General features: G+C 67.2%; 13 protein-coding genes. 6 read left to right on the top strand and 7 right to left on the bottom strand.

All coding sequences use genetic code 11. From position 1 onward, the window contains the following. Positions 1-66: 66 nt before the first annotated feature. A complete protein-coding gene (locus tag ACQP2D_RS08045) occupies positions 67-1,530 on the bottom strand; it encodes a phytoene desaturase family protein (RefSeq protein WP_433683078.1) in 1,464 nt (487 codons plus the stop codon). A 56-nt stretch (positions 1,531-1,586) separates the two neighbouring features. Next, positions 1,587-2,171, bottom strand: a complete 585-nt coding sequence (locus ACQP2D_RS08040) for a TetR/AcrR family transcriptional regulator (RefSeq protein ID WP_433683077.1) — start codon at positions 2,169-2,171, stop codon at positions 1,587-1,589. A gap of 114 nt (positions 2,172-2,285) precedes the next feature. Between ACQP2D_RS08040 and ACQP2D_RS08035 the strand changes: the two genes are divergently transcribed. Together ACQP2D_RS08035 and ACQP2D_RS08030 are read left to right on the top strand one after the other, a co-directional pair. Continuing rightward, the gene (locus ACQP2D_RS08035) at positions 2,286-2,708 is read left to right on the top strand and encodes a DUF4267 domain-containing protein (protein WP_433683076.1); all 423 of its coding nucleotides are present in this window, start codon (positions 2,286-2,288) and stop codon (positions 2,706-2,708) included. Between the two features lie 182 nt (positions 2,709-2,890). Continuing rightward, positions 2,891-3,106: a DUF4287 domain-containing protein gene (locus ACQP2D_RS08030; protein ID WP_433685576.1), complete on the top strand. Its 216-nt coding sequence runs from the start codon at positions 2,891-2,893 to the stop codon at positions 3,104-3,106. Between the two features lie 57 nt (positions 3,107-3,163). Here ACQP2D_RS08030 and ACQP2D_RS08025 read toward each other — a convergent pair whose 3' ends face one another. Together ACQP2D_RS08025 and ACQP2D_RS08020 are read right to left on the bottom strand one after the other, a co-directional pair. Continuing rightward, a complete protein-coding gene (locus tag ACQP2D_RS08025; protein WP_433683075.1) occupies positions 3,164-3,385 on the bottom strand; it encodes a hypothetical protein in 222 nt (73 codons plus the stop codon). Between the two features lie 27 nt (positions 3,386-3,412). After that, the gene (locus tag ACQP2D_RS08020; RefSeq protein WP_433683074.1) at positions 3,413-4,771 is read right to left on the bottom strand and encodes a cation:dicarboxylate symporter family transporter; all 1,359 of its coding nucleotides are present in this window, start codon (positions 4,769-4,771) and stop codon (positions 3,413-3,415) included. 109 nt (positions 4,772-4,880) lie between these two features. On the opposite strand from ACQP2D_RS08020, the gene ACQP2D_RS08015 reads away from it, so the two are divergent. Together ACQP2D_RS08015 and ACQP2D_RS08010 are read left to right on the top strand one after the other, a co-directional pair. Next, positions 4,881-6,569 carry an ATP-binding protein gene (locus tag ACQP2D_RS08015; RefSeq protein WP_433683073.1) on the top strand — a complete coding sequence of 563 codons (1,689 nt, stop codon included), beginning with the start codon at positions 4,881-4,883 and terminating at the stop codon, positions 6,567-6,569. Further along, positions 6,566-7,267: a response regulator gene (locus tag ACQP2D_RS08010; protein WP_433683072.1), complete on the top strand. Its 702-nt coding sequence runs from the start codon at positions 6,566-6,568 to the stop codon at positions 7,265-7,267. Before ACQP2D_RS08015 ends, ACQP2D_RS08010 begins: the two co-directional genes overlap by 4 nt. A gap of 11 nt (positions 7,268-7,278) precedes the next feature. Here ACQP2D_RS08010 and ACQP2D_RS08005 read toward each other — a convergent pair whose 3' ends face one another. The 3 genes from ACQP2D_RS08005 to rfbD all read right to left on the bottom strand — a co-directional run bounded on the left by ACQP2D_RS08005 (position 7,279) and on the right by rfbD (position 10,242). Next, positions 7,279-8,358, bottom strand: coding sequence for a sugar phosphate nucleotidyltransferase (locus ACQP2D_RS08005; RefSeq protein ID WP_433683071.1), 1,080 nt, complete (start codon positions 8,356-8,358; stop codon positions 7,279-7,281). A gap of 112 nt (positions 8,359-8,470) precedes the next feature. After that, a complete protein-coding gene (locus ACQP2D_RS08000; RefSeq protein WP_433683070.1) occupies positions 8,471-9,364 on the bottom strand; it encodes a glycosyltransferase family 2 protein in 894 nt (297 codons plus the stop codon). Between the two features lie 11 nt (positions 9,365-9,375). After that, positions 9,376-10,242, bottom strand: coding sequence for a dTDP-4-dehydrorhamnose reductase (gene rfbD / locus ACQP2D_RS07995; RefSeq protein ID WP_433683069.1), 867 nt, complete (start codon positions 10,240-10,242; stop codon positions 9,376-9,378). Between the two features lie 231 nt (positions 10,243-10,473). On the opposite strand from rfbD, the gene ACQP2D_RS07990 reads away from it, so the two are divergent. Continuing rightward, positions 10,474-11,952 (top strand): LCP family protein, encoded by a 1,479-nt coding sequence (locus tag ACQP2D_RS07990; protein ID WP_433683068.1) that lies wholly within the window; start codon positions 10,474-10,476, stop codon positions 11,950-11,952. A gap of 18 nt (positions 11,953-11,970) precedes the next feature. Beyond that, the gene (locus tag ACQP2D_RS07985) at positions 11,971-12,693 is read left to right on the top strand and encodes a TIGR03089 family protein (protein WP_433683067.1); all 723 of its coding nucleotides are present in this window, start codon (positions 11,971-11,973) and stop codon (positions 12,691-12,693) included. The last annotated feature ends 12 nt before the right edge of the window (positions 12,694-12,705 follow it).

Below are 12,705 nucleotides of genomic sequence, written 5' to 3'. Positions count from 1 at the left end.
GCCGCCCGGCCCCGGGTGCCGGGTGGCTGTCGCGTTTCGCCCGGCTTCGAATGCTGAGGTGTGGGCTCAGGCCGGTTGCGGTGTGCGCAGCAGATCCAGTGGGTCGGTGCGAATTCCGAACTCCCGACGTAGCACATGTCCAACGGCGTGCAATCCCGACATTCCATGGACCCCCGGACCGGGCGGGGTCGAAGCAGAGCAGAGGTAGACGCCGGGTAGCGGTGTGGCATAAGGGTTCCAGCGCGGGACGGGGCGGAAGGCGAACTGGGGCAGGGTCATCGCGCCCGCCGAGATATCGCCGCCGATGTAGTTGGCATTGTGAGTGGGCATTTCGGCACCGGTGACGACATTCTTGGCGAGGATCAGGTCGCGGAAACCGGGGGCGAATCGTTCCACCTGGGCGATCACATCGTCGCTGATATCGCGGGTGGAGCCGTTCGGAACGTGCGCGTAGGTGTAGAAGGTGTGCCCACCCGCCGGGGCTCGGGTCGCATCGACAACGCCGGGCTGGATGGCGAGTACGTACGGGCGCTCCGCGTGTTGTCCTGCGGCGATGGCTCTTTCGGCCGCCATCGCTTCGGCACGGGTACCGATCAGATGCAAGGTCCCCGCGAGCGCACAGCCCTCCGCCTGCCACGGCACCGGTCCGGACAGCGCGAAGTCGACTTTGCATGCCGCGCCGCCATAACGGAAGCGGCGCAGCCCCTTCGCATAGCGCGCTGGCAGCCGGTCCCCCGCGATGCGGAGCAGCTCGGCGGGCGCGGTATCCAGCACGACCGCTCGCGCACCGGCGAATTCGTCGAGTGTGTCGACTCGGTGTCCGGTGCTGACCTTGCCGCCGAGACGTTCGAGTTCGGCGATCAGCGCATCCGGAATGGCCTGGCTGCCGCCGCGTGGCAGCACCCAACCGCCGACATGGGCGAGAGTGCCGAGCAGCATGGCGGCGCCCGCGGTGGGGATGGCACGCGGCGGTGTGATCGCGTGCGTGGCAACGCCGGTCAGCAGCGCGGGAGCGGTGTCATCCCGAAAGCGCGTATTCCACAGGGGTGATCCCTGTTCCAGTACCCGCAGCCCGAAGCGCAGTCCGCTCAGCGGATCCCGGGGCAGGCGGCGCAGATCAGACATGGCGAAGTCGACAATCGACTGCCAATGTCGAACCATCGGCCCGTACAGCGATCGCCAGGTCGCGCCGTCGCGGCCGAGACCGGCCACCGTGCGGTCGAGATCCCGCCAAGCCAGTCCGGCTCTGCCGCCGTCGAGCGGATGGGCGTAGGACACCTCGGGTGTGAGCAGGTCGACACCGTGTGCGGCCAGGTCGAAGGCACGAAAGACGGGCGAGGCCAAGGCCATCGGATGCGCTCCGGCGCAGCAATCGTGCCGGTATCCGGGCAGCGTCAGCTCGAGCGTGCGAGATCCGCCGCCCACGGTGGTCTCCGCCTCGTGCACCTCGACGTCGAGTCCGGCACGGGCCAGGATCACCGCCGCGGCGAGACCGTTGGGACCGGAACCGACGACAACGACATCTGGCATACCTCGATTCTGCCGCGCCGCCCCGGGCCCGTGCCGTCACCCGCGAGAGGTATCGATCACCTATTCGCGCTCTGCTGCGTCCATTGGCCGAGTAGCACCCGAATGCGCTCTTCGCGCAGGTCATCGACCAGGCGGCCGCTGCGATCCAGGGTGGCTATGCCGTGCAACGTGCTCCAGAGCACCTCGGTGCCCGCCTGCAGATCGAACTCGCCCGCGAACGGCGCGTAGGCGCTCTGGATCTCGCCGAACGCGTCCTTCAGCGCCTGCGGGGCATCGTTGCCGAAGGTGAGTTCGGTGTTGAGGACGAACATCGCGTCGTAGCGGGCCGGATTCTCGGTCGCGAAGTCCAGGTAGCCGCGCACCATGGCCTCGAGCGCCTCGACCGGCGTTTTCGCGCGGGCCCGCCGCGCGCGCAACTGTGCGGTGAGATCGACGATGCCTTCTTCGGCGACGGCCGAGACGATCGCCGCCTTGCCCGCGAAGTGGCTGTAGAGCACGGGCTGGCTGTATTCGATCTTCTCGGCGAGGCGGCGCACGGTCACCGCCTCCCAGCCCGAGGTTTCGGCGAGCTCGCGGGCGGTGTCGATGATGCGCTGATGGCGTTCGGCGCGTTCGCGCTCTTTGCGGTTCTGCGTGGTCATAGCAAAATTCTAGCAGCGCTAGACAAACTAACGAAGCTTCAGTATCGTTGCTCTCATATCTAGCAACGCTAGAAACAAGAGCAGCGGCACGAGCGCCACATCGAGGAGCACGCCATGACCATCTCGCGCATCGCCACCGCCTTTTCCCTCATCGGCGCGGCCTTCATCCTCTACATCGGCATCAGTTACCTGGTCACCCCGGAAACCACCGCCACCGGATTCGGCCTGCCGGAATGGCCCTCGGGTGACGCGGTCGCGTTCATGAACCTCAAGGGGGTGCGCGATACCGTCTCCGGCCTGATCATCCTGGTGCTGCTCGCCACAAGGCAGCGCTACGCCCTCGGCATCGTGACCCTGGTGATCGCGCTGGTCCCGATCGGCGACATGGTCACCGTCCTCAGCTGGCACGGCTCCACCGCCACCGCGCTGCTGGTGCACGGCCTGACGGCGGTCTTCGTCATCGCGACCGGCATCCTGCTGCTCCGCGAGCGCAGCGTGGCCACCCGGTCGACCACGGCCGTCGCGGTCAACGCCTGATCGACCCGGTCGATCCCGATACGACGGCATTCCAGCCGGATCGCACAGCACGGCGCCGACCCACACCGCGGGTCGGCGCCGCCGTGTGTGATCCGGCGCACAATTGCGGTGTGCGCGATGAGTTTCCGACGACGGCTTCGTCCAAACCGATGAGCGCACGACGAATACAGGAGATCAACACCATGGCGACCAAACCGCACGGCCCCGCGTCCTACTTCCCGTCGATCGAGGCCAAATACGGCCGCACCATCGACGAGTGGAAGACCGCCATGGTCGCCTCGAACCTGAACTCGCACAAGGAACTCGTGGAGTGGCTGAAATCCGAGCACGGCTTCGGACATGGGCACGCCACCGCGATCACCCAGCACCACCTGAACCCGGAGAAGTGGGCCAGCTGAGCCGCACACCACGAAGGGGCCCGCAGATCTGATCTGCGGGCCCCTTCGCGCTGCTGGTCACGACCCGAGGAACAAGCGTTCGCAGGGCAGGCGCGGCAGCAGTCGACCGTCTTCAACGGTTTCGCGAATCAATTCGATTGTGCACCAGTGCTTTCGCCGCCAGTCGTGGATCAGATTACGGACCGCCGCCGCGGTGGCGGCGTAGTCGAAGACCACACCGGCCATCCAGATCCGAAGGTGCAGATCACCTTCGGTCGGGAACCATCGTTCGGCGGTCACGGTCTATCTCCTCGTTCGGACGAGGCCCTACGCCTTCACCATATCGACGGCGTCCGGCTCCTGTGGTGTCCGCAGCCCGTGGCCATCGTCGACCATGGTCCGCTCGTCGAAGGGCAGTTTGCGGTCGAGGACCGACTGGACCCACTCCATATCGATGGTCTTGGTCCAGGTGCCCACCAGCACGGTGGCGACGGCATTGCCCGAGAAGTTGGTCAGCGCACGGGCTTCGGACATGAACCGGTCGATGCCGACGATCAGACCGACGCCGTCGAGCAGTTCGGGGCGATGGCTCTGCAGTCCGCCCGCCAGCGTGGCCAGACCCGCGCCGGTCACCCCGGCCGCGCCCTTGGACGCGACGATCATGAACAGCAGCAGGCCGATCTGCTCACCGATATTGAGCGGTTTGCCCATCGCGTCGGCGATGAACAGCGACGCCATGGTCAGGTAGATGGCGGTGCCGTCCAGGTTGAACGAATATCCGGTCGGCACAACCACACCCACGGTGGTGCGCTCGACGCCGAGATGCTCCATCTTCGCGATCAGCCGCGGCAGCGCGGACTCCGAGGACGAGGTGCCCAGGATCAGCAGGTACTCGCGAGCCAGGTACCGGACCAGTTTGAAGATCGACACCCGCGATACCGCCCACAGCAGCACGCCGAGCACGCCGAAGATGAACACCAGACAGGTCAGGTAGAACGCGACCATCAACAGCGCCAACTGCTTCACCGCGTCCAGGCCGGTCTTGCCGACCACATTCGCGATCGCGCCGAACGCGCCGATCGGGGCCAGCCACAGAATCATCGACAGGATCCGGAACACCAACTTCTGCAGCGACGCGACACCGCGCAGGATCGGCTCCCCGGCCGCGCCCATGGCCTGCAGCGCGAATCCGACCAGCAGGGCGATGAACAGCGCCTGCAGCACGCTGCCCGTGGTCAACGAGGAGACCAGGGTGGTCGGGATGATGCTCTGGATGAAGTCCCAGGTGCCACCCGCGGCATGGGCCTGATCGGCCAGCTTCGCGCCTTGTTTGGCGGTCTTGGCGATATTCATGCCGGAGCCCGGCTCGAGCAGATTGCCGACCACCATTCCGATGGCGAGCGCCACCGTCGACATGACCAGGAAGTACCCGAGCGCGAGCCCGCCGACCTTGCCGACATTGGCCGCCGAGCGCACCGATCCGATGCCGAGCACGATCGTGCAGAAGATGACCGGCGCGATCATCATCTTGATCAGATTGACGAACATGGTGCCCAGCGGCGCGACGTCCTGACCGAATTCGGGTGCCAGCCAGCCGACCAGAATTCCCGCGATTACGGCGATGATCACGCCGAGATACAGCCAGTGGGTGCGGTCGCGCGGCTGCCGTTTCTGCACATCGCTCATAGCGGGGAAAGTCCTCTTCATTGGTACCGGGGTGAGGTGGCTCACGCCATCACGTGCACAATGTTGGCTCTGGAGGTGACGGCGGTCACGCTTTGGTGCATTACGTTCAATGGCTAGAGGAAAGACAGTGTTGCGCGGTGAGCAGTACGGGGGACGTGGTCGGCTATCGCTGGCCGGACAGGCCTTCGTACTCCAGCTCGTGGTGCTCGGGCTGGTCATCGGCATCGGAGCGGTGCTCGCGGTGCTCGACGCCCGGCACGACAGCGATGTCACCACCTCGCGGGAGGTCACCGATGTCGCGGTGACCGTCGCGCAGGCGCCCTCCACCGTCGAGGCGCTGCACACCCCCAACCCGACCGCGCTGCTGCAACCGGTGACCGAGCGGACCCGCCTCGAGACCGGCATGGACTTCATCGTGGTGATGGCGCCGGACCGCACCAGGTACACCCACACCATGCCCGAGCGCATCGGGCAGCCGTTCAGTGGCAATATCGACCGCGCACTGGCCGGGGAGACCTTCACCGAGACCTTCACCGGCACACTCGGTCCCTCGATCCGGGCGGTTACTCCGGTCTATGACAACGGGCGCATCATCGCGTTGGTCTCGGCGGGTGTGACCCGGGCGCGGATCGGCGATCAGGTCGGCACGCAGCTGCCGCTGATCCTCGGCGTCGCCGCCGCTGGCCTCGCGGTCGCGGCGGCGGGTTCGTTCCTGTTGAGTCGCCGGATTCGCCGACAGACGCACGGTCTCGCGCCCGCTGAGCTGCGCACGTTGTACGAGCAGCACGACGCGGTGTTGCATTCGATCCACGAGGGGCTGGTGGTTTTCGGGCCGACCGGTGAACGCGCGGAGGTGGTCAACGATGAGGCGCGCAGGTTGCTCGATCTGCCCGACGGCATGGTCGTGCGCGGCGATCTGCCGATCTCGATGCAGCGCATGAGCTGGGGTGTGGTCCGTGACGAGATGCATGTGACCACGGATCGGATTCTGCTGGTCAACCAGGATGTCGTCACCTGGGAGCGGCGGCCGATCGGCACCGTGATCACCATTCGCGACCACACCGAACTGCGCACTGTGATGGGCGAACTCGATTCGGTGCGCGGTTTCGCGGAATCGCTGCGCGCGCAGGCACACGAATCGGCCAATCGGCTGCACACCGTGATCACCATGGTGGAGCTCGGCCGCTACCGGGAGGCGGTGGAGTTCGCGACCGCGGAACTCCAACTGTCCCAAGCCCTTATCGATCGGCTGCTGACCTCGGTCGGTGACCCGGCATTGGCGGCGCTGCTGCTCGGTAAGGTGAACCAGGCCGCCGAACGCGGCATCGAGCTGACGATCACCGAGGATACGGCGCTCGATTCGACCGCGCCGCTGTCGGCACAGGAGACCGTGACGCTGGTGGGCAATCTGATCGACAATGCCATCGACGCGGCCACCGAGGGCGCCGATGGATGGGTGGAAGTTACTGTGCGCCAACAGGATTCGGACCACGGCTGCGATCCGGCGACGGCGGCCGATCCGGCGCTCGCGATCGAGCTGGCCGCGGCGTTCGATGCGGTGCGAGCGGAGAACGGGGATTCGGCGCTATTCGTCCGGGTCGCCGACAGTGGACCCGGAATGTCCGCCGAGACCTTCGCCCGCGCCGCCGAACGCGGCTATTCCACCAAAGCCGACCACCAGGGCCTCGGCCTGGCGCTGGTACACCGACTGGTCGACCGCCACGACGGTGTGATCGGTACCGAACGAGATCCGGAAAGCGCCGTGACCGTGACGATTCCGCGAAAGGACGCGCGATGATCCGAGTGTTGATCGTCGAGGATGAGCCATTGATCGCCGAGGCGCACCGCGCGTACGTCGAACGCATTCCCGGCTTCACCCCGGTCGCCGTCGCGCACACCGGCCGCGAGGCCATGCGCGCCGCCGCCGATGCCGCCGCCGAGAGCGCGCCGATCGACCTGGTGCTCATGGATATCGGCCTGCCCGACGCCAGCGGCCTCGACGTCGCCGCCGCGCTCACCGGCCTCGCGCCCCGCCCCGACGTCATCGCCATCACCTCGGCCCGGGACCTGGCCATGGTGCGCACCGCCGTCTCCTACGGCGTGGTCCTGTATCTGCTCAAACCGTTCACCTTCGCCGCCTTCCGCGACAAACTCGAACGCTACCGCGAATTCCGCACCGCCCTACCCGCAGGCGAAACCGCCATCTCCCAACAGGACATCGACCGCGCCCTCAGCGCCCTGCGCACCTCCGACCAACGCGCCACCGCGCCCAAAGGCGTCGCCCCCCAGACGCTCGACGAAATCTCCCGCACCGTCCGCGACGCCCCCGGCGGAGTCACCGCCGCCGACACCGCCACCACCGTCGGCGTCTCCCGCATCACCGCCTGGCGCTACCTCGAAAAGCTCGCCGACGACGGCCTGGTCGACCGCAAATCCGACTACGGCCGAGCAGGCCGCCCCAAAACCCGCTACATCTGGAAAATCCGCCCGGAGTAGGCGCTTGGGGCTCAGACGTCGGTGGAGAAGCGGATGCCGCCGTCGGGGATTTGGACGCCGGGCCAGACTCGGGCGCCGCGTAGTAGTTCACAGCGGGCGCCGACATTGGCGCCGTCGCCGATGACGGCGTCGCGTACGAGGGCACGGGGGCCGATGCGGGCGCCGAAGCCGATGATGGAGCGTTCTACAGTGGCGCCGGCTTCGATGCGGGCGCCGTCGAACAGGACCGCGCCGTCGAGACGGGCTCCGGCGCCGACCTCCGCGCCGCGACCGACCACGGTGCCGCCGATCAGTACGGCGCCGGGGGCAACACCGGCGCCCTCGTGGACCAAGGATTCGCCGCGCTGACCGGGCAGGGCCGGGGAGGGGGCGATGCCGCGGACCAGGTCGGCAGAGCCGCGGACGAAGTCCTCGGGGGTGCCCATATCGCGCCAGTAGGACGAGTCGACATGACCTTGGACGCGGGCGCCCTCGGCGAGCAGTGCCGGGAAGACTTCCCGCTCCACCGAGACCGGGCGGCCCGCCGGAATCTTCTCGATGTATTCGCGCCGGAAGACGTAACAACCGGCGTTGATCTGGTCGGTCGGCGGGTCCTGGGTCTTCTCCAGGAAGGCGGTGACCCGGCCGTTCTCGTCCGTGGGCACGCAGCCGAACGCGCGCGGATCGCTCACCCGCACCAGGTGCAGCGTCACATCCGCGTTGGTGGACTCGTGCGTGTCGAGGATCGCGCCGAGATCGGTGCCGCCGAGCACGTCACCGTTGAACACCATGATGTTGTCCGCGCGCAGCTTGGGCAGCACATTGCGAATCCCACCGCCGGTACCCAACGGCTCGGTCTCGGTGACGTACTCGAGCTCCAGACCGAGTTCGGCGCCATCGCCGAAGTGCTCCTCGAAGACCTCCGCCTTGAACGAGGTGCCGAGCACCACATGGCTGATACCGGCATCGGCGATGCGGGCCAGCAGGTGGGTGAGGAACGGCAGTCCGGCCGTGGGCAGCATCGGCTTGGGCGCCGACAGGGTCAGCGGCCGTAACCGCGTGCCCTGACCGCCGACCAGAATCACGGCGTCGGTGCCTGCATTTCCTGCCATCATGCTCCCCTGTTCACAGTGGATCGTCCTCGCTGGTGCACTCGACACCTTCGACACCAGTTCAGTACCCGGCGACATGCGCCGGGCACCGTCGCGTGCCGTAGTTGTGACGCTAGCCCTGAGCTTCCTGCGCCTGTTGACGCAGCGCAGATCGAACCGCAATTCGGGAACGGATCGCAAGTCCGGCCCGCAACGCCAGCCGCAACGGGGCCTGCCACCAGTGCGGATGCCGATCGGCCTGGAATCGGTACGCGCTCGCGTGATGGGCGGGCAGCATCACCTCGGGATGGCGTCCGGCCGCATGTCCCTTGGCATGGGTGACCTCGGCGTCGGGCACGAAGACGTTGTGCCAGCCCGCCTTGCCCATCCGGTCGCCGAAGTCCACGTCCTCCATGTACATGAAGTAGCGGGAGTCGAAGCCGTCGATCGAATCGAAGGCCGCACGCCGCACCAGCAGGCACGAACCGGACAGCCAGCCGACGGCCCGCTCGGAGATCTCCTCATTGTCCTGGCGGTAGCGCAGCGTCCACGGGTTCGACGGCCACACCGTGCCGAGAATGGCATGACCGGCGCCGTCGAGCAGACCAGGAACCGAGCGCGCGGAGGGGTAGACGCTGCCGTCCGGTTCGCGCACCATCGGCCCGAGCGCACCCGCGCGCGGCCAGCGCTTCGCGGCGGCGAGCAGCTTGTCGATGGAATCGGCACCCCAGCGGATATCCGGATTGGCGATGACAATGAATTCGACGCTCGGATCGATCTCCGCGACCGCCCGGTTGATCGCGCCGCCATAGCCGATATTGCCGCCGGTCCGCAGCAGTCGCACGTGCGAGTTCGCCTCCGCCGCCAGCTCCGGCGTCCCGTCCACCGACCCATTGTCGGCAAGGATCACCTGTGGCTTCTCGCTGGTGGCAGCGGCCAGGGTAGTGATGAAGTGCTCGAGGTGCTCGCCAGGTGAATAGGTCACCGTGACGACGACAAGCCCACCGGGGGCCACAGATTCACTCACGGCCGCCCAGCCTAGCGGGACAACCTCGACAGCGCGTCCCCGAGTGCGGCCTCCCACGGCCGCAGCGGAGTCAGTCCGGCATCGGCCCAGGAGCGATTGGACAACACCGAATATGCCGGGCGCCGTGCGGGTCTCGGAAATGCGGTCGAATCACACGGACGGACCCGAGTCGGATCCGCGCCGATGCCCGTGAATACCGCCCGCGCGAAGTCGAACCAGCTGGCCTGGCCGGAGTTGGTCGCGTGCAGCACCCGGGGCGCGTCCGGCCGGCCGGCCAATTCCAGTAGTCCCGCGGCCAGGTCGGCGGCGTAGGTCGGGGAGCCGAGTTGATCGCTGACCACGTCGACGGTGTCGCGTTCGCGTTCCAGCCGCACCATGGTGGCAACGAAATCGCTTCCGCGCCCGGTGTATACCCACGCCGTGCGCACCACGTGAGCCTGTGGCGCCAGTTCCAGCACGGCCTGCTCGCCCGCCGATTTGGATCGGCCGTAGACGGTCGCCGGATCGGCCGGGTCATCGGTTTCGTACGGCTTGTCGCTGGTACCCGCGAACACATAGTCGGTCGAAATATGGATCAGCCGGGCGCCAACCCGGGCACAGGCCGCGGCGAGTACGGCCGGTCCGGTCGCGTTCCCGGCGAAGGCGGCTTCGGCATCGGCTTCGGCCTGGTCGACGGCGGTGTAGGCGGCGCAGTTCAGCACCACATCGCCCGGTTCGAGCACGGCACCAACGGCATCGACGTCAGTGATGTCCAACTCACCGTGACCGAGGGCACGGGCGGCGGGAGCGCGGCGCAGGAGTTCGCGGCCCAACTGCCCGCCCGCCCCGGTCACGACAAGGCGCGCGGCTACGGTCGGGGAGGGCGATATCGCGGTCACGGGCACGAGTCTGGCACGCCGGGACACCAGCGGTTGAGGTCCGCTCGGATAACCGTTGGTTAGCCTTGAGGCAACGGAAACGGGGGTACCGGGGGCGGGGCGGTCGAGTCAGCAACGCGTCGACTGCGATGAAACCGGCGCTGCGCAGGCAGAACATCAGCTGGAAGCGCTCGGCGAGCACAGCTCAGGATTGATACCCGGGTTCGGCGAGAGGATGCAGTGGTGCGGCAGATGGACAGGGCGACAGCGTCGTCGCGGCCATCCGGGGCCGAGGGCGGCTTCGGACCGCTGCGCGCGTTCATCGCGGTCGGGGCGGTGCTGATCCTGCTCATCACCGGATTCGCCTGGCACAGTGTGGACTCGCTGATCTCGAATATCGAACGCATCGGCGGCCTCGGGCTCGGCGGTGGCCGCGACGGCGCCGTCGACATCCTGCTGGTCGGCGTGGACAGCCGCACCGACGCGCACGGCAATCCGCTCAGCAATAACGAGCGCGCCATGCTGCACGCGGGCGATGAGGTCGGCACCAATACCGACACCATCGTGCTGATCCGCGTCCCGAACGACGGCCGCTCCGCCACTGCCATTTCCATTCCCCGCGACTCCTATGTCGATATTCCCGGCATGGGCAAGGGCAAGATCAACTCGGCCTACGGCGCGACCAAGGAAGCCCAGCGGCTGAAACTGACCAAGCAGGGCCTCTCGGAGGCCGACGCGGAAAAGCAGTCCACCCAAGCGGGCCGTCAGGCGCTGATCAAGACCGTCGCCAATCTCACCGGCATCACCGTCGACCACTACGCCGAGGTCAGTCTGCTCGGCTTCGTACTGCTGACCGATGCGGTCGGCGGCGTCGATGTCTGCCTGAACAACCCCGTCGACGAATGGATGTCCGGCGCCGACTTCCGCGCGGGCCGCCAGAAGCTCAACGGCCCAGAGGCTTTGAGCTTCGTGCGTCAGCGCCACGATCTGCCGCGCGGTGATCTGGACCGGATCGTGCGCCAGCAGGTCTTCATGGCGCAGCTGGTCGGCCAGGTGCTCAGTGCCAAAACGCTCGGCAATCCGGGCAAATTGAAGAATCTCAGTGATGCGGTCGGGCGCACCGTTGTGCTGGACGATCATTGGGATGTGCTGGCGTTCCTGCATCAGCTGAAGGATCTGACGGGCGGTCAGGTCAGTTTCGAGACGGTGCCGGTCGCCGATCTCAATGACACGACCAGCGACGGTGAATCGGTCGTCCGAGTCGATCCGAAGGCGGTCGAGGCGTATGTGGCGGGGCTGGTCGATGGCAGGTCCGCCGATCATGGCGAGCCGACGATCGATCCGGCCTCGGTGAGCGTCAGTGTGTTCAATGCGAGCGGGGTCGGCGGACTGGCCGGTCAGGTGGCACAGGCTTTGCGGGCCAAGGGTTTCCAGGAGGGACTGGTCGGTAACTACACCGGGCCCGCCGTCACCGGCAGCCGAGTGCTCGCGGTGAATACCTCGAATCCGAAGGCGAAGGCGGTCGCACAGGCACTCGGCGGGCTGACCATCGTCTCCGATGCCTCGATGTCGCCCGATTCGGTCAGCGTCGTACTGGCAAGCGACTATTCTGGTCCGGGCTCGGCCGTGAGCCGCATGTTCGACTTCTCCGGAACGTCGAGCACCGCAACGCCCGTGCCGCCCGCCCCACCGATCGACGCAGGCCAGAACGGACCGAAATGCGTGAATTGACCATGCGTGAATTGAACGATGCGTGACCAAGACCAGAAACTGACCCTCACCGAGGCGGTGCTGGATCCGATCCTCGAACGCGATCCAGCGGGTCCGCGCGTCACCTACTACGACGATGCCACCGGCGCCCGGATCGAGCTATCCGGGCTGACGCTGGCGAACTGGGCGGCCAAGACCGCCAATCTGATTCGCGACGAATTCGGGCTGAGCCCGGGAGCCAGGGTCGCGGTGCTGCTGCCGGCACACTGGCAGACCGCCGCGGTCCTGCTCGGCTGCTGGTGGGCCGGGACCGAGGTGGTGCTCGGACCCGATCCGGACGCCGATCTGGCGCTGACCACCGCCGAGCGGCTGGCGGAGACCGACGGTATCGCCGAGGTCGCCGCGCTCTCGCTGGACGCCTTCGGGATGCCGGTGCGCGACCTACCGATCGGTATCACCGATTTCGCCACATCCGTGCGGGTGCACGGGGACCACTTCCTGCCGGGCGGTACCGGGGTGGCGCTGGATGGTATGCCGGTCTCCGAGGTACTGGCCGAGGCCAGGAAATCCGCATTGCGGCAGGGGTTCGGCGAGGGCGACCGGGTGCTGTCGAGCACACCCTGGGATACCGCCGCCGAACTGATCGACGGATTCGTCTCGGTGCTGGTCGCGGGGGCCGCGCTGGTGCAGGTGGTCAATCCCGATCCAGCGCTGCGCCAGCGGCGCATCGAATCCGAGCGGGTCACCGCGCAGCGCGGCTGACCTCCTACCCCG

It is taken from the genome of Nocardia sp. CA-119907 (assembly GCF_050955995.1).
Lineage (GTDB): Bacteria > Actinomycetota > Actinomycetes > Mycobacteriales > Mycobacteriaceae > Nocardia.
This window is presented reverse-complemented; position numbering and strand designations above follow the sequence as displayed.

Excerpts from the sequence above, each read along its gene's own strand:
- ACQP2D_RS07990 (WP_433683068.1), top strand. The coding sequence starts at position 10,474 with ATGGACAGGGCGACAGCGTCGTCGCGGCCATCCGGGGCCGAGGGCGGC.
- ACQP2D_RS08010 (WP_433683072.1), top strand. The coding sequence starts at position 6,566 with ATGATCCGAGTGTTGATCGTCGAGGATGAGCCATTGATCGCCGAGGCG.
- ACQP2D_RS08040 (WP_433683077.1), bottom strand. The coding sequence starts at position 2,171 with ATGACCACGCAGAACCGCAAAGAGCGCGAACGCGCCGAACGCCATCAG.
- ACQP2D_RS08035 (WP_433683076.1), top strand. The coding sequence starts at position 2,286 with ATGACCATCTCGCGCATCGCCACCGCCTTTTCCCTCATCGGCGCGGCC.
- ACQP2D_RS08020 (WP_433683074.1), bottom strand. The coding sequence starts at position 4,771 with ATGAGCGATGTGCAGAAACGGCAGCCGCGCGACCGCACCCACTGGCTG.
- ACQP2D_RS08015 (WP_433683073.1), top strand. The coding sequence starts at position 4,881 with ATGGCTAGAGGAAAGACAGTGTTGCGCGGTGAGCAGTACGGGGGACGT.
- ACQP2D_RS08045 (WP_433683078.1), bottom strand. The coding sequence starts at position 1,530 with ATGCCAGATGTCGTTGTCGTCGGTTCCGGTCCCAACGGTCTCGCCGCG.
- ACQP2D_RS08005 (WP_433683071.1), bottom strand. The coding sequence starts at position 8,358 with ATGGCAGGAAATGCAGGCACCGACGCCGTGATTCTGGTCGGCGGTCAG.
- ACQP2D_RS07985 (WP_433683067.1), top strand. The coding sequence starts at position 11,971 with ATGCGTGACCAAGACCAGAAACTGACCCTCACCGAGGCGGTGCTGGAT.
- ACQP2D_RS08030 (WP_433685576.1), top strand. The coding sequence starts at position 2,891 with ATGGCGACCAAACCGCACGGCCCCGCGTCCTACTTCCCGTCGATCGAG.